16 protein-coding genes and 1 pseudogene are annotated in these 19944 nt (G+C 61.5%); 3 read left to right on the forward strand and 14 right to left on the reverse strand.

The annotated features are described in order from the left end of the window. The first annotated feature begins 100 nt into the window (after nucleotides 1-100). Nucleotides 101-1412 (forward strand): annotated as a pseudogene (locus L085_RS09360) (MFS family transporter). A 36-nt stretch (nucleotides 1413-1448) separates the two neighbouring features. Here L085_RS09360 and pssA read toward each other — a convergent pair. The 4 genes from pssA to trxC form a co-directional block, all read right to left on the reverse strand. After that, complete coding sequence (gene pssA / locus L085_RS09365) at nucleotides 1449-2804, reverse strand: CDP-diacylglycerol--serine O-phosphatidyltransferase (protein WP_044030611.1); 1356 nt, start codon at nucleotides 2802-2804, stop codon at nucleotides 1449-1451. A gap of 152 nt (nucleotides 2805-2956) precedes the next feature. Then, the gene (locus L085_RS09370) at nucleotides 2957-5605 is read right to left on the reverse strand and encodes a bifunctional acetate--CoA ligase family protein/GNAT family N-acetyltransferase (RefSeq protein WP_044030612.1); all 2649 of its coding nucleotides are present in this window, start codon (nucleotides 5603-5605) and stop codon (nucleotides 2957-2959) included. 42 nt (nucleotides 5606-5647) lie between these two features. Next, nucleotides 5648-6343, reverse strand: coding sequence for a tRNA-uridine aminocarboxypropyltransferase (locus tag L085_RS09375; protein ID WP_044030613.1), 696 nt, complete (start codon nucleotides 6341-6343; stop codon nucleotides 5648-5650). Nucleotides 6344-6457: 114 nt separating this feature from the next. Next, nucleotides 6458-6877 carry a thioredoxin TrxC gene (gene trxC / locus L085_RS09380; RefSeq protein ID WP_004928868.1) on the reverse strand — a complete coding sequence of 140 codons (420 nt, stop codon included), beginning with the start codon at nucleotides 6875-6877 and terminating at the stop codon, nucleotides 6458-6460. 207 nt (nucleotides 6878-7084) lie between these two features. On the opposite strand from trxC, the gene L085_RS09385 reads away from it, so the two are divergent. Continuing rightward, complete coding sequence (locus L085_RS09385) at nucleotides 7085-8173, forward strand: tRNA/rRNA methyltransferase (RefSeq protein WP_015378876.1); 1089 nt, start codon at nucleotides 7085-7087, stop codon at nucleotides 8171-8173. Nucleotides 8174-8231: 58 nt separating this feature from the next. On the opposite strand, the gene emrB is transcribed toward L085_RS09385, so the two are convergent. The 7 genes from emrB to L085_RS09420 form a co-directional block, all read right to left on the reverse strand. Further along, a complete protein-coding gene (emrB, locus tag L085_RS09390; protein ID WP_161800767.1) occupies nucleotides 8232-9773 on the reverse strand; it encodes a multidrug efflux MFS transporter permease subunit EmrB in 1542 nt (513 codons plus the stop codon). A gap of 14 nt (nucleotides 9774-9787) precedes the next feature. Beyond that, nucleotides 9788-10960 carry a multidrug efflux MFS transporter periplasmic adaptor subunit EmrA gene (gene emrA, locus L085_RS09395; RefSeq protein WP_015378875.1) on the reverse strand — a complete coding sequence of 391 codons (1173 nt, stop codon included), beginning with the start codon at nucleotides 10958-10960 and terminating at the stop codon, nucleotides 9788-9790. Nucleotides 10961-10983: 23 nt separating this feature from the next. Beyond that, the gene (locus L085_RS09400) at nucleotides 10984-12435 is read right to left on the reverse strand and encodes an efflux transporter outer membrane subunit (RefSeq protein ID WP_044030614.1); all 1452 of its coding nucleotides are present in this window, start codon (nucleotides 12433-12435) and stop codon (nucleotides 10984-10986) included. Between the two features lie 28 nt (nucleotides 12436-12463). Continuing rightward, on the reverse strand, nucleotides 12464-12982 hold the full coding sequence (gene mprA / locus L085_RS09405; protein ID WP_004928879.1) for a transcriptional repressor MprA: 519 nt from the start codon (nucleotides 12980-12982) through the stop codon (nucleotides 12464-12466). Nucleotides 12983-13144: 162 nt separating this feature from the next. Next, entirely contained in the window at nucleotides 13145-13492 is a 348-nt protein-coding gene (gene ygaH / locus L085_RS09410) for an L-valine transporter subunit YgaH (protein ID WP_004928882.1), read from the reverse strand. After that, the gene (locus L085_RS09415) at nucleotides 13482-14228 is read right to left on the reverse strand and encodes an AzlC family ABC transporter permease (RefSeq protein WP_044030615.1); all 747 of its coding nucleotides are present in this window, start codon (nucleotides 14226-14228) and stop codon (nucleotides 13482-13484) included. Before L085_RS09415 ends, ygaH begins: the two co-directional genes overlap by 11 nt. 121 nt (nucleotides 14229-14349) lie before the next feature. Further along, nucleotides 14350-15549, reverse strand: a complete 1200-nt coding sequence (locus L085_RS09420) for an MFS transporter (protein WP_044030616.1) — start codon at nucleotides 15547-15549, stop codon at nucleotides 14350-14352. 105 nt (nucleotides 15550-15654) lie between these two features. Between L085_RS09420 and L085_RS09425 the strand changes: the two genes are divergently transcribed. After that, on the forward strand, nucleotides 15655-16533 hold the full coding sequence (locus L085_RS09425; protein ID WP_044030617.1) for a LysR family transcriptional regulator: 879 nt from the start codon (nucleotides 15655-15657) through the stop codon (nucleotides 16531-16533). A 30-nt stretch (nucleotides 16534-16563) separates the two neighbouring features. On the opposite strand, the gene proX is transcribed toward L085_RS09425, so the two are convergent. The 3 genes from proX to proV all read right to left on the reverse strand — a co-directional run bounded on the left by proX (nucleotide 16564) and on the right by proV (nucleotide 19936). Then, nucleotides 16564-17565 (reverse strand): glycine betaine/L-proline ABC transporter substrate-binding protein ProX, encoded by a 1002-nt coding sequence (proX, locus tag L085_RS09430; protein ID WP_044030618.1) that lies wholly within the window; start codon nucleotides 17563-17565, stop codon nucleotides 16564-16566. Between the two features lie 69 nt (nucleotides 17566-17634). Beyond that, nucleotides 17635-18741 (reverse strand): glycine betaine/L-proline ABC transporter permease ProW, encoded by a 1107-nt coding sequence (gene proW, locus L085_RS09435; RefSeq protein WP_004928897.1) that lies wholly within the window; start codon nucleotides 18739-18741, stop codon nucleotides 17635-17637. Next, nucleotides 18734-19936, reverse strand: a complete 1203-nt coding sequence (proV, locus tag L085_RS09440) for a glycine betaine/L-proline ABC transporter ATP-binding protein ProV (RefSeq protein ID WP_044030619.1) — start codon at nucleotides 19934-19936, stop codon at nucleotides 18734-18736. Before proV ends, proW begins: the two co-directional genes overlap by 8 nt. Nucleotides 19937-19944: the final 8 nt, after the last annotated feature.

Genomic DNA, 19944 nt, shown 5'->3' on the forward strand with positions numbered 1-19944 from the left:
CGCTATTAAGTTTGGCTGTTAACTTATAAATAACAATAAAGTAACAACCAGGGCGGCAGGAAGCCGAATTTCATCATTGCTATGGCTCGGAGAAAATATCATGACAGAAACAACCTCGGCTCTTGGGGATGAGCACGGCGTCGAACAGGGGGCGCTGGATAACAAGAAACGCATTTTCGCTATCGTCGGAGCTTCATCAGGCAATCTGGTGGAGTGGTTTGATTTTTACGTTTATTCCTTCTGTTCCATTTACTTTGCCGCCTCGTTCTTTCCGGCGGGTCAACAGCACCACGCAGCTGTTGCAAACCGCCGGGGTATTCGCCGCCGGCTTCTTTATGCGGCCGATCGGCGGCTGGCTGTTCGGCTATATTGCCGACAAGCATGGCAGAAAAAACTCCATGCTGCTTTCAGTCTGCATGATGTGCGCCGGATCGCTGGTGATCGCCTGCCTGCCGACGTATGAATCGATCGGCAGCTGGGCCCCGGCGCTGCTGCTGATCGCTCGATTGTTCCAGGGATTGTCGGTGGGCGGCGAGTATGGCACCAGCGCCACCTATATGAGCGAGGTGGCGATCAAGGGGCGGCGTGGCTTCTACGCCTCGTTTCAGTATGTCACGCTGATCGGCGGGCAACTGTTGGCGCTGCTGGTCTTGGTGATCCTGCAGCAGATATTGCCCGCTGAAGAGCTGAAGGCCTGGGGATGGCGTATTCCGTTTGCCCTGGGGGCCGTGTTGGCGGTGGTGGCACTGTACCTGCGCCGCTCGCTGAATGAAACCTCCGATGCGAAGACGCGTAACCACAAAGATGCCGGTTCGCTGACGGGGTTGTGGAAAAATCGCAAGGCGTTCCTGATGGTGCTGGGCTTTACCGCTGCCGGTTCACTGACCTTCTACACCTTCACCACCTACATGCAGAAATACCTGGTGAACACCGCCGGTATGGACGCCAAGTTGGCCAGCGCCATCATGACCGTCGCGCTGTTCGTCTTTATGCTGCTGCAGCCAGCGGTAGGCGCGTTTTCGGACAAAATCGGCCGTCGCAGCTCGATGTTGATCTTCTCGGCCTTCGCCACGGTGTTGACGGTGCCGATCCTGTTTGCCTTGAAAGAGGTGACCAACCCCTTTATGGCGTTTGGTCTGATCGTATTGGCGCTGTTCATCATCAGTTTTTACACCGCGATCAGCGGGCTGCTTAAAGCCGAAATGTTCCCGCCGGAGGTACGTGCGTTAGGGGTGGGCTTGTCTTATGCGGTGGCGAACGCCATGTTCGGCGGCTCGGCGGAATATGTCGCGCTGTCGCTTAAATCGTTTGGCGTGGAAAACGCTTTCTTCTGGTATGTCTCCGGCATGTGCCTGCTGGCGCTGCTGGTCTCGCTCCGGTTGCATCGCAAAGGCAAGGAGATACAGCTGTAATAAAAACCCCGGCCTTGGCCGGGGTCAGCATACCGCTTACAGGATACGGCTAATCAGCCGATCGATGCGGATACGGCGCAGACGGCGAATCAGCTTGCGCACCTTGATCGGGTACTGCTGAATGCTTTGCAGCTCCTGATAGTGGCCGACCACGGTGGTGTGAGTACGGATGCACTCCAGCTCTTTCTGCCGCTGCTCGCGCATCTCTTGCTTGGGATCGTGGATCAGAATGGCGTTTTCCAGATCCAGCCGCCAGGCGCGCGGGTTGAGGTTATTGCCGGTAATCAGCTGCCACTCTTCGTCTACCCACATGCCTTTCAGGTGATAGCTGTTATCGCCATCCTTCCACAAACGCACGATCAGTTGGCCGGTGTCGATATAACGCTGCAAGCGGCTCAGGAAGCGGCGCAGGTTGATCTCGTACAGGTAGGGCAGCGCGCCGATGATTTTGAACGGCTGGTCTTCAGGAATATAGAAGTCGTTGGCGGTCTTGTCGCCGACGATGATTTCCACCTGTTTACCCTGGCGCAGCAGATAAATGATGTTGCGCACCAGCAGCGCCGGCAGGTTGAAGTAGGGGGTACAGAGCGTCAGTTTCTGGTCGGTGCATGACATCAGGTGATGAATAGTTTTATTCAGCACGCTTTGCTTGCCAAGCCCAACCAGCGGCGTCACCGCCAGCTCATCGTTGCCGGCCTTGCCGCGGAAGTGGTAACCGGCGCGGCGCAGGGCGAAACGGAACAGGCGGGTCTCGTTTTTGATCTCCGGGCTTTTCGGCCGATCGCTGCGATCGAGGCGCTGTACGGCACCGGCGGTGAGCAGATGCCGCTTGATGTAATCGATCAGGGTATCGGCCAGCACGCCGTTGGTGATCAGCTGGTAGCGATCGTAACGGTATTTCTCATGCTGATGCAGATAAACGTCGTTAATGCTGGCGCCGCTGTAGATCACGGTATCGTCGACCACAAAGCCCTTCAGATGCAATACGCCCAGCGCTTCGCGGGTATTGACCGGCACGCCGTAGATCGGTACCGACTGTTCCGGATGTTGGCTGGCCATGGCGCAGTACCAGTCGGCGTTGGTATTGGCGGCGGCGGCGCCGATGCGCCCACGCTGTGCGCGGTGCCAGTCGACCAGTACGCAGATTTCCAGCTCGGGCCGCCGCTGTTTGGCTTGATACAACGCATTGAGGATCTCGCGCCCGGCGTCGTCATGCTCCAGATACAGGGCCACCAGATAGATGCGTTGGGTGGCGTTGGCGATGGCGTCCAGCAGCGTGGTGCGAAAATCGGACGGCGCGTACAACGTACGAACATCAGCAACCGTCTGGGGGAGTTTGGGCAGTTGTGCAAGGTGTTGTTGATGTTTGCTACGTTTAAATTTTGACAACATCACAGTGCGTTTCTTCTCTCATGATTGATGGCCAGAACGCCACAGGCATAAAAACAATAAACCGAATAATCGGGCGATAATACCATTAGTTGCCCCGATTGTGCGTATGTTTTGGCGTTAAGTGGTGGATTCGTAGCGCATTGCGACGCAGGTCACTGCGCGCCGTCGGCCCGCAGCGGCAGCGTCAGATTGACGATGCCGTCCTCAAGCTGCACCTCGATGCCAAAGCCCAGCCGCTGAGCCAGCGCGATCATGCCGCGGTTATTCGGCATGGTGATGCCGCTCAGACGAGTCAGGCCATGCGCGCGCGCATAGGCGATCATTTTCTCCAGCAGCTGACGCCCCAGGCCCAGGCCTTTCAGGTCGGAACGCACCAGCACGGCGAATTCGGCGTCGGTGTTGTCCGGATCGGACAGCGCGCGGGTCACGCCGATAATCTCGTCTGCCCGCACCGCCACAAAGGCCATTTCCCGATCGTAGTCGATCTGCGTCATGTTGGCCAAATCGTCATGGGTAAACTCATTGATCTCGCTGAAGTAGCGATAATAGAGATCTTCCTTGGTCACTCGGTCGATGAAATGCTTCAGCGCCGGTTCGTCTTCCGGCAGGATAGGGCGGAACAGGCATTGGCTGCCGTCTTTCAACGCGATGGTCTCTTCCAGCTCATGCGGATAAGGGCGGATCGCCAGCCGCGCCTGCGGATCGCCGCTGAACGGCGCGAGCTGCATCGACACGTCCAGCAGGGTGAATTCGCTGCCGGAGGCCAGCACCGGGTGGATATCCAGCCGGGCGATCTCCGGGCAGTCGAGGATCAGGTTGGAGACCTGCACCAGCAAGCGGCTTAGCCCGGGGATATCTAAAGGCCGCAGCGCGCTGCGCCCGCGGATCTTGCCGCCTTTCACCGCCTGCAGCACCAGATAACGCGCCAGCGCCATATTCAGCGGCGGCAGCGCGACCGCCACCTGATTTTCCTGGCGCCACTCTACGCCGCCTTCGCCCAGCATGATCAGCGGGCCGAAAATCGCATCCTGCTCTACCGCGATGCGCAGCTCCTGGGCGCCGGCGCGGTTGGCCATGCTCTGCACCAGCAAGCCGTGGATGCGCGCCTGAGGGTAGGTGCGCTTCACGCGGTCGAGGATCGCCTCCGCCGCGCGCTGCACTTCGGTCGCGGTGCGCAGGTAGAGCATCACGCCCTGAACTTCCGACTTGTGCGGGATATCCGGCGAACGCAGCTTCAGCGCTACCGGGTAGCCGATCTGTTCGGCGATATGTACCGCTTCGGCGCTGTCTTCGGCGATCCAGGTCGGCAGGGTGCTCAGATCGTAGGCCTGCAGAATGGATTGCACCTCGTGGGTATCCAGCTGGGTGGCGCCTTCGGCCAGCGCCTGATGGATCAGGCGGTGGGCGTCGGCGGTATTGGCGGTCAGGCCGACCGGCAGCGCCGGCGTCTCTTTCAGCTGCTTTTGGTTGCGGCGGTATTCCACCATATGCATAAAAGCGGTCACAGCGCCTTCCGGCGTGCGGTAGGTGGGAATGGCGGCCTCGGTAAACAGCCGGCGCGCCTCTTGAGAAGAGTATTCGCCGCACCAGTTGGTCAGCAAGGTGATGCGTTTGCCGCGCGCATGGCGGTGCAGCGCGTCGATCAGCCGCTGCGCCGTGGCGGTGCCCGGCGCCGCCGCACTCGGCGCATGGATCAGCAGCAGCGCGTCATAGTCGTGGCTGTCGAGCAGCGCTTCAATAGCCGCCAGGTAGCGCTGCGGCGTGGCGTCGTCGCGCAGATCGAGCGGGTTGCCGGCGCGAATGAAATCCGGCAGCGCATCGCTTAGCTTCGCCAGGCTCTCCTCGCTCAGCGTCGCCAGCTTGCCGTTGCGCCCGAGCAGCTCGTCCAGCGCCATCGCCGCCAGCGCCGCCCCGTTGCTGACGATCATCAGCCGTTCGCCGCGCAGCGGATGCATATGGCTGAGGGTTTCCACCGCTGAGAACAGCTCATGGGTATCCTGCACGCGCAGCAGGCCGGCGCGCTGGATGGCGGCGTCGTAAGCGGCGTCCAGCCCTTGCTGGCTGTTGAGCAGTAATTGCGCCTGTTGGCTGCGGCCGCTTTTGATCACCAGAATGGGTTTATTGCGTGAGGCGCTGCGCGAGGCAGAGAGAAAGCGCCGTGCGTCGCTGATGTTTTCCAGATACAGCAGGATGGCGCTGGTCTTGCCGTCGCGCGCCAAAAAGTCGAGTAGATCGTCGACGTCGATATCCAGGCTGTCGCCCAGCGCGATGAAATAGGAGAAGCCGACTTCGCGCTGCTGCGCCCAGTCGAGAATGGTGTTGGCGACGGCGGCAGACTGCGAGATAAACGCCAGCTTGCCTTTTTGGATCGGCACCGGCGAGAAGCTGGCGTTAATGCCCTGCCACGGCGCCAGCAATCCCAGGCTGTTGGGGCCCAGCAGCCGCATGGCGTAGCGCTGCGCGCAGGCTTTCAGCTCGGCGAACTGTTCTGGCGGTGAAGAGAGCACGATGGCGGTTTTACAGCCGCGCTGCCCCAGCGCGTCGAGCAGCGCCAGATTACGCTTGGCGTGGGTGCAGATGATCGCCAGATCCGGCGTCAGCGGCAGGCTGGCGACGTCGGGATAGGCCATGACGCCGCATACCGCCTTGTAGCGCGGCGTCACCGGCAGGATGGGGCCGCCGAAACCGCCGGCCAGCAGGTTGCTCATCATCAGGTTGCCGGCGCGGCCCGGCTGCTGCGAAGCGCCCAGCACGGCGATCGATTTGGGACGTAGTAGCGCTTCTAACCCTCGCTGGCTCATGCACGGCTCCTTTTGGCAACGTTATGCCTGATTTTAGGCGCTTTATGGCTGCATTGCTGTGACCGATGCCTCCGGCCGGGTCGGTTTTCCCGCCAGATACTGTTGACGGAAATAGCGAAAATGCTGATTCAATCCGTCGGCGGCCGGCAGATCGCCCGCCTGTTGCAGCAGGGCGGCGGCCACTTCCGCCGTGCAGTGTTGCTCGGCGCGGCTGGCTTCGCGCAGTTGGTAGTCCGATGCGGCGTCGACGTTGAGGGAAAACACCGGGAATTGATTGAGATACGGGCTTTTACGGAACATTTTGCGCGCCTCCGCCCAGGTACCGTCCAGCATGATGAACAGCGGCGGTTTGCCGCCGACGGGCAGTGCGCTGAACACCGGCCGTTCGGCGTCGGCGTAGGACGCGGGGAACACCACATAAGGCTGCCGTGTCGGATCGTTGATGGCCGCCAGCAGGGCGGGATCGACCTCGGTGCGCGACCAGAGGAACGCCTGGGTGTCCGGCAGGATATCGGCGATCAGGCGGCCGGTGTTGCTGGGCTTGAGCGGCTCGGCGCCGAACATGATCAGGCAGAAACGGCTGCCGGCCTGCTGTGGGCGAATGGTGTCGCACAGGCAGTTTTTATGCGGCAGCAGGCAACCCTGACAACGCGCCACCCGGCAACCGCGCGCCAAAAAAGGGCGGGTGGCGCGGTCTAAACGGAATTGGCGCAGGCGAAGTACGGCGTTGTCGGTCATAACGATCCTGGGGAAAAACCGCTATTGTAACGCAGAAAAAAGCCCGCCGGGAGGGGCGGGCTCGATCGGGGCGCGTTCGCGCGCAATGGCGGGATACGGCCTATACTTGCCGAATCACACTAACTCGTTGAGCCAGTTGTCAAACGGCGCTTTCGGCATCGCGCCGTTGAGCATGTCGACCATCTTGCCCTGACGGAACACCATGATGGTCGGGATGCTGCGGATGCGGAAACGGGCGCTCAGCTCCGGCTCGGCTTCGGTGTTCACTTTCACGAAGCGCACTTTGCCGGCGCGCTCTTCGGCCACGTCTTCAAAGATCGGCGCAAAGCTGCGGCACGGGCCGCACCACGGCGCCCAGAAATCGACCACGACCGGCAGATCGTCCTGCAGCAACTGGTCCAGCGTGGCGGCGGTGGCGTTGATCACTTCACCGTCGAAAAGCTCATGGCCGCAGCGGCCGCATTTCGCATTGTCCGCCAGACGTTCTTCCGGCACGCGGTTGGTGGCATTGCAAGCTGCACAAACTGTATTCATGTTGACCTCGGGTACAGACAAAGCATGGTCCCCGCAACGCGGTTGCGGAGATGTTTCTTTAATGCTGACAATTATCGGCAAAACCCGGCGCGTGAACAATGAGGTTTGTTCAATGGATGTGATAGTTGGGAGCTTTTAGCGCAAGTTGGTGGCTTCGTGCACCAACATCAGGTAATCTTCGCGCCCTGCGCGTTGGTGGAGAAGACAATGAACGATTCATTTAGTGGCAAGAACGGTAAAGTCAAAGTGATGTACGTCCGCAGTGACGACGACAACGGCGACGACCGTAACAAGAATAAACGTCCGGCCGGCAAAGGCCGTCCGGCTGACGGTGCGCGATCGGGCCGCACCGGTCAAGACAAGGCGCGCGGCGGCAACGATCGCCGCGGCGCCGACTCCCGCCGCAGTGAAAGCGATCGTCCTCGCCGTCCGGCGCGCTCTGAAGATCGCGGTGGCAATGAGTCGCCGTGGAGAACCGTCTCGCGCGCGCCGAATGAAGAGCCGGCGTTCGATCATGGCGGCATCAGCGGCAAAAGCTTTATCGATCCTGAGCAGCTGCGCCGCCAGCGCGCGGAAGAAACCCGCGTTTACGGTGAAAACGCCTGTCAGGCGCTGTTCGCCAGCCGTCCGGAAGCGATCGTGCGCGCCTGGTTCGTGCAGTCGGTCACCCCGCGCTTCCGCGAAGCGCTGCGCTGGATGGCGGCTAACCGCAAAGCTTACCACGTGGTGGATGAAGAAGAACTGGCCAAGGCTTCCGGCACCGAGCACCACGGCGGCGTCTGCTTCCTGATCAAAAAGCGTCAGGGCCTGGATGCGCAGACCTACCTGAAAAGCGCGCCGGCGACCGACTGCGTATTGGCGCTGGAAGAAGTGGGCAACCCGCATAACCTGGGCGCCATCGTTCGTTCTTGCGCCCACTTCGGCGTCAACGGCGTGCTGCTGCAGGATCCGGCGCTGCTGGAATCCGGCGCGGCGGTGCGCACCGCAGAAGGCGGCGCGGAGCACATCAAGGCGATCAACGCCGATGATTTCCTGTCGGTGCTGGATACCTTCCGCAAGGCGGGTTACACCATCGTCACCACCTCCAGCCACAAAGGCACCGCGCTGGCGCAGGCCAAGCTGCCGGCCAAGATGGTGCTGGTGCTGGGCCAGGAACGCGACGGTCTGAGCGACAGCGCCTGGCAGCAGGGCGATATGAACGTGTCCATCGGCGGCACCGGCAAGGTGGAAAGCCTGAACGTTTCCGTGGCGACCGGCATTCTGCTGGCGGACTGGTGGCGTCAGAATCAGGCGTAATTTTCTACGTCGGATAAAAAAACGGGCGCCCCAGGGCGCCCGTTTCGTTTATTGAAGCTTAGTGAGCGCCGCCGCCCCCGCCGCCGCCGGAGCTGAATGGCGGTTTCGCCACCCACACCAGCACCAGCAACACCAGGAACACCCCGGCCGACAGCCAGAATATCTCGTTGGCGGAGATGATCAGGCCCTGCGCGGTGATCTCGTTGGCGATATACGCCGACGCCTGCTGCTTGCTCATGCCGAGCTGCTCCAGTTGCCGGTACATCTCCTGCGACTGCGGGTTGTACGGGTTGACGAACTCCGTCAGTTGCGAATGGTGCTGCGATTCGCGCTGCGTCCACAGGGTGGTGGTGATCGAGGTACCGATCGAGCCCGCCAGCGTTCGCGTGAAGTTCGACAGGCTCGATGCCGCCGCCATGCGTTCCGGCGGTAGGCCGGACAGCGTGATGGTGGTCAACGGCATGAAGAAGCAGGCGATGGCGAAGCCCTGAACGAACTGTGGCCAGGCGGATGCGCCGAAGTCCATGCCCGGTTCAAACGTATAGGCGCGCCAGTAGAAGCACACGGCATACATGATGAAGCTGAAGGTCACCAGCCGGCGCATGTCGAGCCGGTTGCCGAACTTGCCGATGATCGGCGACAGCAGCACTGGGATCAGCCCGACCGGCGCCGACGCCAGCCCCGCCCAGGTGGCGGTATAGCCGTACACCTCTTGCAACAGCTGCGGCAGCAGCACGATGGCGCCGAAGTACAGCATGTACGCCAGACTGATGCACAGGCAGCCGATGGTGAAGTTGCGCGACTTGAACAGCGACAGATCCACCACCGGATGGTCGTCCGTCAGCTCCCACACCACCAGGAACAGCAGCGCCACCACCGCCACGACGGTGAGCGTGATGATCTCGGTCGAGTTGAACCAGTCCAGCTCCTTGCCCTGATCGAGCATGATCTGCAGAGAACCGATGCCGACGATCAGCAATACCAGGCCGACGGTGTCGATCGGTTTGATCTCGGTTTTGGTTTCCCGCCCCTTCAACGTCGCCATCGCCGCCACGATCACGAAGACGCCGATCGGGATGTTGATGAAGAAGATCCAGCCCCAATGGTAGTTGTCGCTGATATAGCCGCCGAGGATCGGCCCGAAGATTGGCGCGACGATAACGGTCATCGACCAAAGCGCCAGGGCCATCGCTCGCTTGGCGGGCGGGTAGTTGTTCAACAACAAACTCTGCGACAGCGGGATCAGCGGCCCGGCCACCACGCCCTGGATCACGCGGAAGAAGATCAGCATGCCAAGGCTGTTGGATATGCCGCACAGCCAGGAGGCGATGGCGAACAGCGCGGTGGACCAAAGGAACAGCCGCACTTCGCCGAAACGCTTCGCCAGCCAGCCGGTGATCGGAATCGAGATGGCGTTCGCCACGCCGAACGAGGTGATCACCCAGGTACCCTGCGAGTTGGAAGACCCGAGGTTACCGGAAATGGTGGGGATCGCCACGTTGGCGATGGTGGAGTCCAGCACCTGCATGAAGGTCGCCATGGCGAGCGCGACCGTCATCCAGGCAAGCTGGGCACCTTCAAGCGGTTTCTGTGGCAAGATGGCCTCCCGCGCGCTTAGCCGGCGTTCGCATGGATCACGTCGGCGATCAGCTGGTTAACCGGCGCCAGATTCAACGCCAGCGCGTCGCTCTGATACAGCGGTTTGTCGCGCACCACGTCGGCCAGCACGCGGCCGTCCAAATTGGCGGTATCGACGGTCACCAGCGTCGAAAGACCGATGCGCAGCGGATGATCGGCCACCTGCTTGGCGTCGAGCTCAATACGCACCGGCAGGCGTTGCACCACCTTGATCCAGTTGCCGGTGGCGTTCTGGGCCGGCAGCAGCGAGAAGGCGCTGCCGGTGCCCATGTCGATACCGGCCACTTTGCCCTGATACACCACGTCGTCGCCGTAGACGTCGCTGACCACCGTCGCCGGCTGGCCGATGCGCATGTTGGCGATCTGCGTTTCCTTGAAGTTGGCGTCAACCCAGATGTGATCGGCCGGCACTACCGCCATCAGCGGCGAACCGGCGGCGATCTGCGCGCCGACCTGCACGCTGCGGCGCGAGACATAGCCGGTAATCGGGCTGATCACCTTGGTACGCTGCAGCGCCAGCCAGGCGTCGCGCATCTGCGCGGCGGCTTGCTGGATCGCCGGCTGCTGTTCCAGCGGGGTGTTCAGCACCATCGCCTGGTTGGCGTTGTATTGCTGCACCGCCACTTCCAGCGCGGCTTTGGCGCTGTCGACCGCATCGCGAGCGTGTTGCAGCTCTTCGCGGCCGATGGCGTCAACGCTGCCCAGCACCACGCGGCGTTTCAGATCGTTCTCGGCCTTGCTCAGATCGGTCTTGCGCAGGGCGATGTTGGCCTGATACTGCTTGCTGTTGATGATCAGCTGGTGGGTCTGACGCACGCTGTTGGCCAGGCCGGTTTTGGCGCGTTCAAACGCCTGCTCGGCATCGGTCGGATCGAGCGTCAGCAGCACGTCGCCCTGCTTGACGTAGTCGGTGTTGTCGAAGTTGACGCTGTTCACGCTGCCGGACACCTGGGCCATGATCTGCACCTGGTTGCCGGAGACGTAGGCGTCGTCGGTTTCCTGGTGATGACGCAGCACCAGGAACCAATACACTAAATAAGCCACCCCTATAACAATGAAAATAACCGTCAGCAACAGCAGCCAAAATTTGCGCTGCTTCTTTTTGCCGCTCGGCTGCTGCGGGTTTTGGGTTTCCGCGCTTGCGCTCATGGTGTTCTCCAAGCCTTATATTATTATGCTTTCGAATCCGCTGCGGCCGGGGCCTGATAGCCACCGCCCAACGCGCGGATCAGTCCTATCTTCGCCTGCAGTAAATTGCTGCTGGCATTCAACTCCGCCTGTTGCTGCTGCAATAGCTGCGTCTGGCTGGTCAACAGATCGTCGCGCCCGATAATCCCTGCCTGGTAACGGGCGTTGGCGACCTGATACACCTGTTGCATCGACTGGGCCGCGGACGCCGCCTGCAGTTGCTGCTGCGCAGAACTCTGCTGGATGGTGATGGCGTCGGCGGTTTCCTGTACCGCATTCAGGATGGTTTGGTTGTAGGATTCCACCGCTTCGTCATACAGCGCGGATTCCTCGCCCAGCTTGCTGCGCAGCGCCCCGGCGTGGAAGATCGGCAGCGAGATCGCCGGCATCACGTTCCAGGCCTGGCTGGCCGCTTCAAACAGATTCGGGCTGGTGCCACTGGTATTGGTGGTCATCAGGCCGGCGAAGGCTGAAATGGTCAGGCTGGGGTAAAACTCTTTACGCGCGGCGCTGACGCGCTGGTTGTAAGACTCCACCAGCTGGCGTTGCGCGGCGATGTCCGGGCGTTTGCCCAGCAGATCCGCCGTCAGCTCGCCCTGCGGCGCCATCAGGTTGTCTGCGGGCAAAGGCACCTGACGCAGGTGCTGCATGGCGTTCGGGCCCTGGCCCGCCAGCGCGGCGAGCTGGTGTCTGAGCTGTTCGATTTGCGACTGCAGCTGCAGAATTTGCTGCTTGGCGACGTCGGACTGCGCCTGGGTTTGTTGCGGCACATCGACGCCGGTCAGGCCGGCCTGATAGCGCTGTTGGCGCAGCGCGGTCAGGCGCTCGTTGTTGTTCACTTCCTGCTGCAGCAGCTTCTCGAGCGCGAGATTGCTCTGCAGCTGGTAGTAGGCGGACGCCACCGAGCTGGTCAGCGTCAACGCCGCCTGTTCCTGCTCGGCGCGCGCTGCGTTCACTTGCGCCTTGGCGGCGTTCACCTGGTTGCGGTATTTGCCCCACCAGTCGAACTCGTACGCCAGGTTCAACCCCAGCGAGTTGGAGCTTGAATAGATCGGCTTATGCGGATACCCCAGCCCCATATTGACGTTCTGCGGCACGCGCTGGCGCTGGGTGCTGGCGTTCAGATCCAGGTTCGGCCCGTTGGCGGCGCTGGCTTCGCCTACCACGCTCTGCGCTTCGCGCACGCGGGCGGCGGCCTGACGCAGGGTCGGCGAACTTTGCAGCGTCTGCGTCATCAGGGCGTCCAGCTGCGGATCCTTGAGGGCGCGCCACCACTGCGGGCTGACGGCCAGCGAACTGACTTTCGGCTGAGCCAACTGCAGGCTCTGCGGATCCATCAGCGTGGATTGCGGGGCAATATTATCGGTCGAAGCACACCCGGCCAGCAGCAACACGGCGAACAGCGGGGTGAATCTCCAGTGAAATGGGGATCGCATAAGTAGGTACCTGAACAGAAATTGTGAATTAGGGTAACTGTTCTGTGATTTCCATTTGATCCAGACGTGCCAGCAATTTGCGCGTCAGCTGTTCCAGCTGTTTTTGCTCATCGTCGGTCAGCGTGGACCACAGGAAATGCAGACATTGGTGCTGCGGCGGCAGCAGTTGACTGAGAAATTCTTCCCCCTGCGGCGTCAGATGCAGATGCAGGCAGCGGCGATCGTTGTCGCTTTCCCGGCGCTCGATCCAGCCGCGCTTCTCCAGCTCGTCGGCGATGCGGGTCGCATTGGTGCGCGAGGAGCCCAGGGCAGAGCTTAGCTCAGAAGGTTGGATGCTGTGGCTTTCCTGCGCATCCAGGGTAATCAGCGCCATAAACAGTGTTTCGTTAATCCCCTGCGCTTTCAGCATCTTATTGCGGTTTTCCAGCAGCTTGCCTTGCATGTGCATGCACAGGCGGGTCAGCAGGATTTCCTGATAAGGGAAATCTTTCTGCCGCGTGGCGCGGAAATTCAGCATTTGTTCTATGGGGGCAAACGAGCTTTCCATAATTTAGGGCCTCATTAATTTCGTTCGAGATAGTAACGACGGTGACAAATAATGTAAATGTTCAGCCGTGCGGATAATTTAGCAATTCGTGTCATTTGTCAGTGTTTGTAAAGATGTGGCGCCTGAAAACGCCAGTGTGAAGCCAAACGATCGGGAGCGGCGTCAGCCTGCACCGAAAAGCATTAACAGTTTTAATGTGACGCCAAAGGCCGTTGCGCCGAGCAGCGTCGACAGAATGATGCTTTTGCTGCGGTAGAAGCACAGTGCCAGCGCGGCGAACCCCACCAACGTCGGCAGCAGCTTGTCCGGTTCGCGCATCACCACCGGCGTGCTGGAGACCACCAGCAGGGCGCAGATCGAGGCGATGCCGATGCTGTCGAGCAACAGGGCGGCTTTACCGCGTTTGAGGCCGGGCTGGGCGCGCGCCGGCGCCAGCCGCAGCGGCAGATAACGGAACAGGTAATTGGCGCAGCCCACCACCAGGCCAATCACCAGCACATCAATGTTCATGGCTGGCCTCCGCAGGGGCTGGCTGGCACAGGGCGGCAATGCAGCCGGCGCCGATGCCGGCCAAAATGGCGACCGGAATGGAGAACAGCACCACGCCGAGCAGCGCGCCGGCCAGCGCGGCGGCGATGGTCAGGCTCTGCGGGCGGCGGAAGGCGGCCAGCAGGAAGCTGAGAAACAGCGCCGGCAGCATGAAGGCCAGCGAGGCCTCGATCACCGGGAACTGCTCCAGCGGGCCGTTGCCGAACAGCGCGCCGAGCGCGGTGCCGGCCACCCAGGAGAGCCAGGAACAGAGCGCGATGCCCAGCATCCAGTTTTCGCTCCAGCTGCGGTTATTGCGCATCAGCCTGGCGGTGGCGGCGGCGAAGACCTCATCGGTCAGGCCAAAGGCCCATATCGCCGTTTTGCCGGGCGACATGCGCGAGACGATGCGGTGACGCAGCGCCGGGCCGTACAGCAGGTGGCGCACGTCCATCGCCATCACCGTCAATGCGGAGACCCACAGCGACATCCCGGCGCTCAGCAGGGCGGTGATCACGAACTGGCTGGCGCCGGCGTAGATGATGCAGGAGAAGAAAATGCTTTCCAGCGGGGAAAAACCCAGTTTGACGGCGCTGAGGCCGAAGGCGAACGCCACCGGGACATACCCGATGACGATCGGCAAACTGTCGACGACGCCGTTGGCGAAGGTGGCGCTGACGGCGGGCGGATTGAGGCTGTCTGCAGCTTGGCTTTGCATGGTTGTGGATCGCAGGGTAGATAGGACTTCAATAGTTTATGCCCAGAACATTACCAGAGAGTAAGTAATGTTTATACCCTGCACCGCTAATAAATTTCTTTAGTGACTATTTGCACGATAATCAGATTGTCGCCGGCCCCTGCGGATCGTGGTGCTTGCCGAGCCACCAGGTCAGCAGGTTGAGCAGGCATAACACCCCGCCGGCGGCAGCCACGCCGTACCAGCCTGCATGTTGATAGGCCGAGGCGGAGAGCAGCGAACCGAGCGCGCCGCCGATAAAGTAGCTGGTCATGTAGCCGGCGGTCAGGCGGTTGCGCGCGTCCGGCATGATGCGGTACATCACGCTCTGGTTGGTGACGTGTACCGCCTGCACCGCCAGATCGAGGATCAGGATGCCGGCGATCAGCGCCCACAGCGATTGTTTGGCGAACGCGATAGGGATCCAGGACAGCAGCAGCAACACCAGGCCGACGGTGGTGGTCAGCCCGGCCTTGCCTTTGTCCGCCAGATGCCCGGCGCGCGAAGCGGCCAGCGCCCCGGCGGCGCCCACCAGGCCGAACAGCCCAATCACCCCCTCGGAATAGTTGAACGGCGGCGCGGCGAGCAGAAAGGCCATTGAGGTCCAGAGCACGCTGAAGTTGGCGAACGACAGGGCGCCGAGGATGGCGCGGGTGCGCAGCAGCGGCGTGCGGCAGAACAGGCTGAAGATCGAGGCCAGCAGCTGCGGGTAGTTCAGCCCGGAGTGTTGCTTATAGCGCGGCAGCGCGCGCCACAGGATCAACGCCATCAGGATCATCAGCACGCTGGCGACCCAGTAGATGGTGCGCCAGCCGCCGAACGACGCCAGTGCGCCCGCGACGGTGCGCGCCAGCAGGATGCCGAGCAGCAGGCCGCTCATGATGATGCCGACGGTCTTGCCGCGCTTTTCCGGGTGGGCCAGCGTGGCGGCCAGCGGCACCAGGATCTGCGCCACTACCGAGAACAGCCCGGTGAGCGCGGTGCCGAGGATCATCATCGGCAGCGTGGCGGAGGTGGCGGTGATCAGCATGCCCCCGGCGGCCAGCAGCGTCATGAAAACGATCAGCCCGCGGCGCTCGAACATATCGCCGAGCGGCACCAGCAGCAGCAGGCCGGTGGCGTAACCGAGCTGCGCGGCGGTGACGATAAAGCCGGCCTGGTTGACCGACAGGTTGAAACTGGTGGCGATGGTTTCCAGCAGCGGTTGCGCGTAGTAGTTGCTGGCGACCGCCAGGCCGGTGGCGATGGCAATCAGCACGGTCAGCGCCGGGCTGAGGCCCGGATGGGCGTTTTGTTGGTTCATGATTTTTTCATCACGGGAAGAAGATAGCGCGCAGTATCCGGCAACGCGTCTGCGGAAACCAATGTATAATTTTCATTTGATTTATCTCATTTCAAGATAGATGCCATGAACCTGAAACAGATCCGCTATGCGCTGGCGGTGGCGGAAGAACAGAGTTTCACCCGGGCGGCGCAGCGCTGCCATACGGTGCAGTCGGCGCTCAGCCACCAGATCGCCAAACTGGAAGAAGAGCTGGGCTGTACGCTGTTTGAACGCACCTCGCGCCGGGTGCGGTTGACCCCCGCCGGCCAGGCTTTCATTCCGTCGGCGCAGCGGCTGTTGGCGGCGCAGCAGGCGCTGGTGGAAGAGGTGACCGCCGCCGGCGATGCGGTGTCCGGCACCCTGACCATCGGCACGATTTCAACCATAAACGCGATTGATCTGACCGAAAAGCTCGACAAGTTTCATCGCCACTATCCGGCGGTGAACATCCGCCTTTACGTTGGCATGAGCGAAGCCCTGTTGGAGGACGTGCGTCAGCAGAAGTGTGATATGGCGTTTGTCGGCATCTGGCCCGGCGATGTCGATTTACTGCCGATGTCGCACCGGCAGTTGACCGATGAGCCGCTGGTGGCGCTGGTGGCGCCGCAGCACCCGCTGGCCAACCGCGAGCGGGTCAACCTGCAAGCGCTGGCGGAAGTGCCGCTGGTGGATTTTTACAGCGGCACCGGCGCGCGGCGCCAAACCGATCGCGCCTTCCTGGCGGCGGGCATCCGCCGGCACGTCAGTTTTGAGATCGATCATATCGAATGGCTGGAGAATCTGGTGCGGCGCGGGTTGGCGGCGGGTATCGTACCTGTCTCGACCGCGCAACGCTTAAGCGCGTTGGTGTCGATTCCGATTGAAGACGGGCCGCGGCGCCAGGTGTATTGCATTTGGCCGCAGCCCTTATCGAACGCCGCCACACGTTTTTTACAGTTCAGCGGCATTGATATGGTGGGGTAGGGGCGCGGCAAAGGCGGCGCCCCTGAACGGTTACGGCTTCGCCGCTGCGGCGGCGGTTTTCACCCAGCCGTCGAAGGTGGCCTGGTGCGCCTTGATCCAGCCGTTGACGTGGTTCTGGATATCGGCTTCCGAAGCCTGGCCTTCATGCATGCGCAGGTTTTGCGCGTTGATGTCGGCGATCGGCAGCTTCATGATGGCGAACAGCTTGGCGGCCGCCGGATTGGCTTCGGCCCACTGTTTGTTAGCGGCGATGCGCATGGTGTTGACCGGGAAGCCGTAGTTGGCGCCGTTAGGCAGTTTGGTGTCGACGTTTTTCTGCTCGCCCGGCAGGGAGGAAAACGGCACCTGCAGCCAGACCACGTCGCGGCCCGGCACCATCACATCGCTGACCCAGTACGGCGTCCAGGTGTAATACAGCACCGGTTTGCCCTCTTTGTAGCGGGTAATGGTGTCGGCGATCATCGCCGCGTAGTTGCCCTGATTGTGCTCGACGGTGTTGCTCAGGCCATAGGCCTTGATGTGGTGGTTGATCACCGCTTCGCAGCCCCAGCCCGGGGTGCAGCCGGTCAGATCGGCCTTGCCGTCGCCGTTGGTGTCGAACAGCTTGGCGATCTTGGGATCCTTGAGCTGCTCGACGTTGGTGATGTGGTATTGCTCGGCGGTTTTCTTGTCGATCAGGTAGCCCTGCGCGGCGCCGTTGACGTAGACGCCTTCGCGGTAGAACTTGGCGTCGCCGCCGGCGGCCTTGTACTGATCGGCGTGCAGCGGATCCCAGTTGACCGCGATAAAGGTCGCGTCACCGGAGGCGATCGAAGTGTAGGCGACGTTGTAATCCACTTCACGCGGTTCTTTCACGTCGTAACCCAATTTTTCCAGCGCCTTGCTGACCAGCAGCGTCTGGAAAGTCTCTTCGGAAATGGTGCTTTGCACCGGCTGTACCGCGATCCCCTTGCCGGGTAAATCTGCCGCGCTCACGCTCTGTGAGCCAATCAGCGTCGTCAGGGCGAGAGCCCAGATGCCCGTGGTGCGCATAGTGTTTCCCCTCTTTCGATGTGGTGGTGTCATAGCCCGCCGGGGCCGCAGCCGCCGGCGGGAAAAGCGTCAGGCTTGCTTGATGAACGGGCGAGTCAGTAACCCGATGGGGCCGCGGCGATACCAGCGGCCGATGCCTTTACTGCGGCGATCGCGCCCCAGCGATTGGGTGAGGCGATCGAGAATGATCGCCAGGATCACAATGCCGACCCCGCCGACGGCGGCCAAGCCCATGTCCAGCCGACCGATGCCGCGCAGCACCATCTGTCCCAGGCCGCCGACGGCGATCATCGAGGCGATGACCACCATCGACAGCGCCAACATCAGCGTCTGGTTAACGCCGGCCATGATGGTCGGCATCGCCAGCGGCAGTTGCACTTTGAACAGCAGCTGGCGCGGGCTGGCGCCAAAGGATTCGGCGGCCTCGATCAGATCCTCCGGCACCTGCTTGATGCCGAGAATGGTCAGACGCACGATCGGCGGCAGTGCGAAGATGATGGTCACTACCACGCCCGGCACGTTGCCGATGCCGAACAGCATGACGATCGGCACCAGATAGACGAAGGCCGGAGTGGTTTGCATGGCGTCGAGCAGCGGCCTAATCACCTTGGCGGCATGCTTGCTGCGCGCCAGCCAGATGCCGAGCGGCAGGCCGATAAGGATGCAGAAGAACAGCGCGGTCAGCACCAGCGCCAGCGTGACCATTGCCTGCGACCAGGCGCCGATGGCACCGATGGCGATCAGGGAGAGCAGCGTCGCGGCGCCCATGCCGAGGCCCGAGACCTGCCAGGCGAGCAGCGAGAACACCAGAATGGCGATCGGCGCCGGCATGCCCAGCAGCAGTTGTTGGAAGCCGCTCAGGATCATGTCCACCGGCACGCGGATGCCCTGGAACAGCGGGCGGAAGTGCAGCACCAGCCAGTCGATGCCTTGCGTGACCCAGGTGTCGAACGGTACCCAGGCTTTGTGGAACGGATCGAGCAGGCTGAAGTGCTCCGGCTGCGCCGGGGCGCCGCTGAGCCAATCGGCGCTTTGCCCGGCGGCGTCATGTGCGGCCGGCGGCGGCGCGCTGGACCAGGCGTCACCGGCGTTGGCGGCGGCATCGCTGGCAGGTGCGGCGCCGGTATCGGCCGGTGCGGTAGCCCAGGGATCTTGGGTTTGCGTGGTATCACTCATGGGTTGAGCCCTCCTTGTCCAACGCCTGCAGCAGCATGGCCTTGGAGATGATGCCGAGATAGTTATGTTCTTCGCCCACCACCGGCACCGCACACGGCGCCTGGGCGACCAGGGAAATCAGATCGCTGAGCGGCGTGTCGGCCGGCACGGCGGCGGGGGCCTCGAGCAGGGCATCGTCCAGCGTTTGATTGGCGGACAGCGCCTTTTTCAACGACTCTATCGACACCACGCCGATAAATTTCTTCCCGCGTTCAACAACATAACCATAATCACGGTCCTCATCGCGCAGCAGCTGCAGCGCCGAGCGGGGGCCAAAACCGGGGGTTTTGCGGATCAGCGTCACCGGGCGCCGTTGGGCGATATCCTTGGCGCTGAATACATGACTGATGTCCACGCCGCGGAAGAAGGTGCGCACATAGTCGTTGGCCGGGTTGTTCAGGATCTCGTCCGGCGTGCCGACCTGGATCACCTCACCGCCCTGCATGATGGCGATGCGATCGCCAATGCGCATCGCTTCGTCCAGATCGTGGGAAATAAACACGATGGTGCGCTGATGCTGAGCCTGTAATTTCACCAGCTCATCCTGCATTTCGGTACGAATTAACGGATCGAGCGCCGAGAAGGCTTCGTCCATCAATAATATATCCGGGTTATTGGCCAGGGCGCGGGCTAATCCCACGCGCTGGCGCATACCACCGGATAATTCATCCGGATAAGACAGCGCATAATTCTCCAGCCCGACCTGACGCAGGGCATCCAGCGCTTTTTCCTGGCGCTCCTGCAGCGGTATTCCGGCTAACTCCATACCGAAAGCGGTGTTATTCAGGACATTCATGTGCGGCATTAGCGCGAATGACTGGAATACCATGCTGATCTTATTTCGCCGCACGGTGCGCAGCGCGGTGTCAGATATTTTGGCGATGTCCTCACCGTCGATCAGCACCTGACCGCGAGTGGGTTCTATCAGACGATTGAGAAGGCGTACCAGGGTGGACTTGCCAGAACCGGAGAGCCCCATGATGACAAATATCTCGCCTTCTTCAATGGCCAGAGTGGCGTCTTTTACGCCGAGCGATAAGCCGGTTTTTTCAAACAACCGATCTTTTGTCAGACCTTTATCCAGCAGTTTGAATGCGCGTTCCGGGTGTTCGCCAAATATCTTATACAGGTTCTTTACTTCGAGTTTAATTGCCATGCAATTTG

This window comes from Serratia sp. FS14 (assembly GCF_000695995.1).
In the GTDB taxonomy this organism is placed as follows: Bacteria; Pseudomonadota; Gammaproteobacteria; order Enterobacterales; family Enterobacteriaceae; genus Serratia; species Serratia nematodiphila.

Bases quoted from the DNA above. Each gene is read 5' to 3' on its own strand.
- L085_RS09400 (WP_044030614.1), bottom strand. From the start codon at position 12,435: ATGCGATCCCCATTTCACTGGAGATTCACCCCGCTGTTCGCCGTGTTG.
- L085_RS09375 (WP_044030613.1), bottom strand. From the start codon at position 6,343: ATGACCGACAACGCCGTACTTCGCCTGCGCCAATTCCGTTTAGACCGC.
- emrA (WP_015378875.1), bottom strand. From the start codon at position 10,960: ATGAGCGCAAGCGCGGAAACCCAAAACCCGCAGCAGCCGAGCGGCAAA.
- ygaH (WP_004928882.1), bottom strand. From the start codon at position 13,492: ATGAACATTGATGTGCTGGTGATTGGCCTGGTGGTGGGCTGCGCCAAT.
- L085_RS09370 (WP_044030612.1), bottom strand. From the start codon at position 5,605: ATGAGCCAGCGAGGGTTAGAAGCGCTACTACGTCCCAAATCGATCGCC.
- L085_RS09415 (WP_044030615.1), bottom strand. From the start codon at position 14,228: ATGCAAAGCCAAGCTGCAGACAGCCTCAATCCGCCCGCCGTCAGCGCC.
- L085_RS09420 (WP_044030616.1), bottom strand. From the start codon at position 15,549: ATGAACCAACAAAACGCCCATCCGGGCCTCAGCCCGGCGCTGACCGTG.
- trxC (WP_004928868.1), bottom strand. From the start codon at position 6,877: ATGAATACAGTTTGTGCAGCTTGCAATGCCACCAACCGCGTGCCGGAA.
- L085_RS09385 (WP_015378876.1), top strand. From the start codon at position 7,085: ATGAACGATTCATTTAGTGGCAAGAACGGTAAAGTCAAAGTGATGTAC.
- mprA (WP_004928879.1), bottom strand. From the start codon at position 12,982: ATGGAAAGCTCGTTTGCCCCCATAGAACAAATGCTGAATTTCCGCGCC.
- proX (WP_044030618.1), bottom strand. From the start codon at position 17,565: ATGCGCACCACGGGCATCTGGGCTCTCGCCCTGACGACGCTGATTGGC.
- pssA (WP_044030611.1), bottom strand. From the start codon at position 2,804: ATGTTGTCAAAATTTAAACGTAGCAAACATCAACAACACCTTGCACAA.
- proW (WP_004928897.1), bottom strand. From the start codon at position 18,741: ATGAGTGATACCACGCAAACCCAAGATCCCTGGGCTACCGCACCGGCC.
- proV (WP_044030619.1), bottom strand. From the start codon at position 19,936: ATGGCAATTAAACTCGAAGTAAAGAACCTGTATAAGATATTTGGCGAA.
- L085_RS09425 (WP_044030617.1), top strand. From the start codon at position 15,655: ATGAACCTGAAACAGATCCGCTATGCGCTGGCGGTGGCGGAAGAACAG.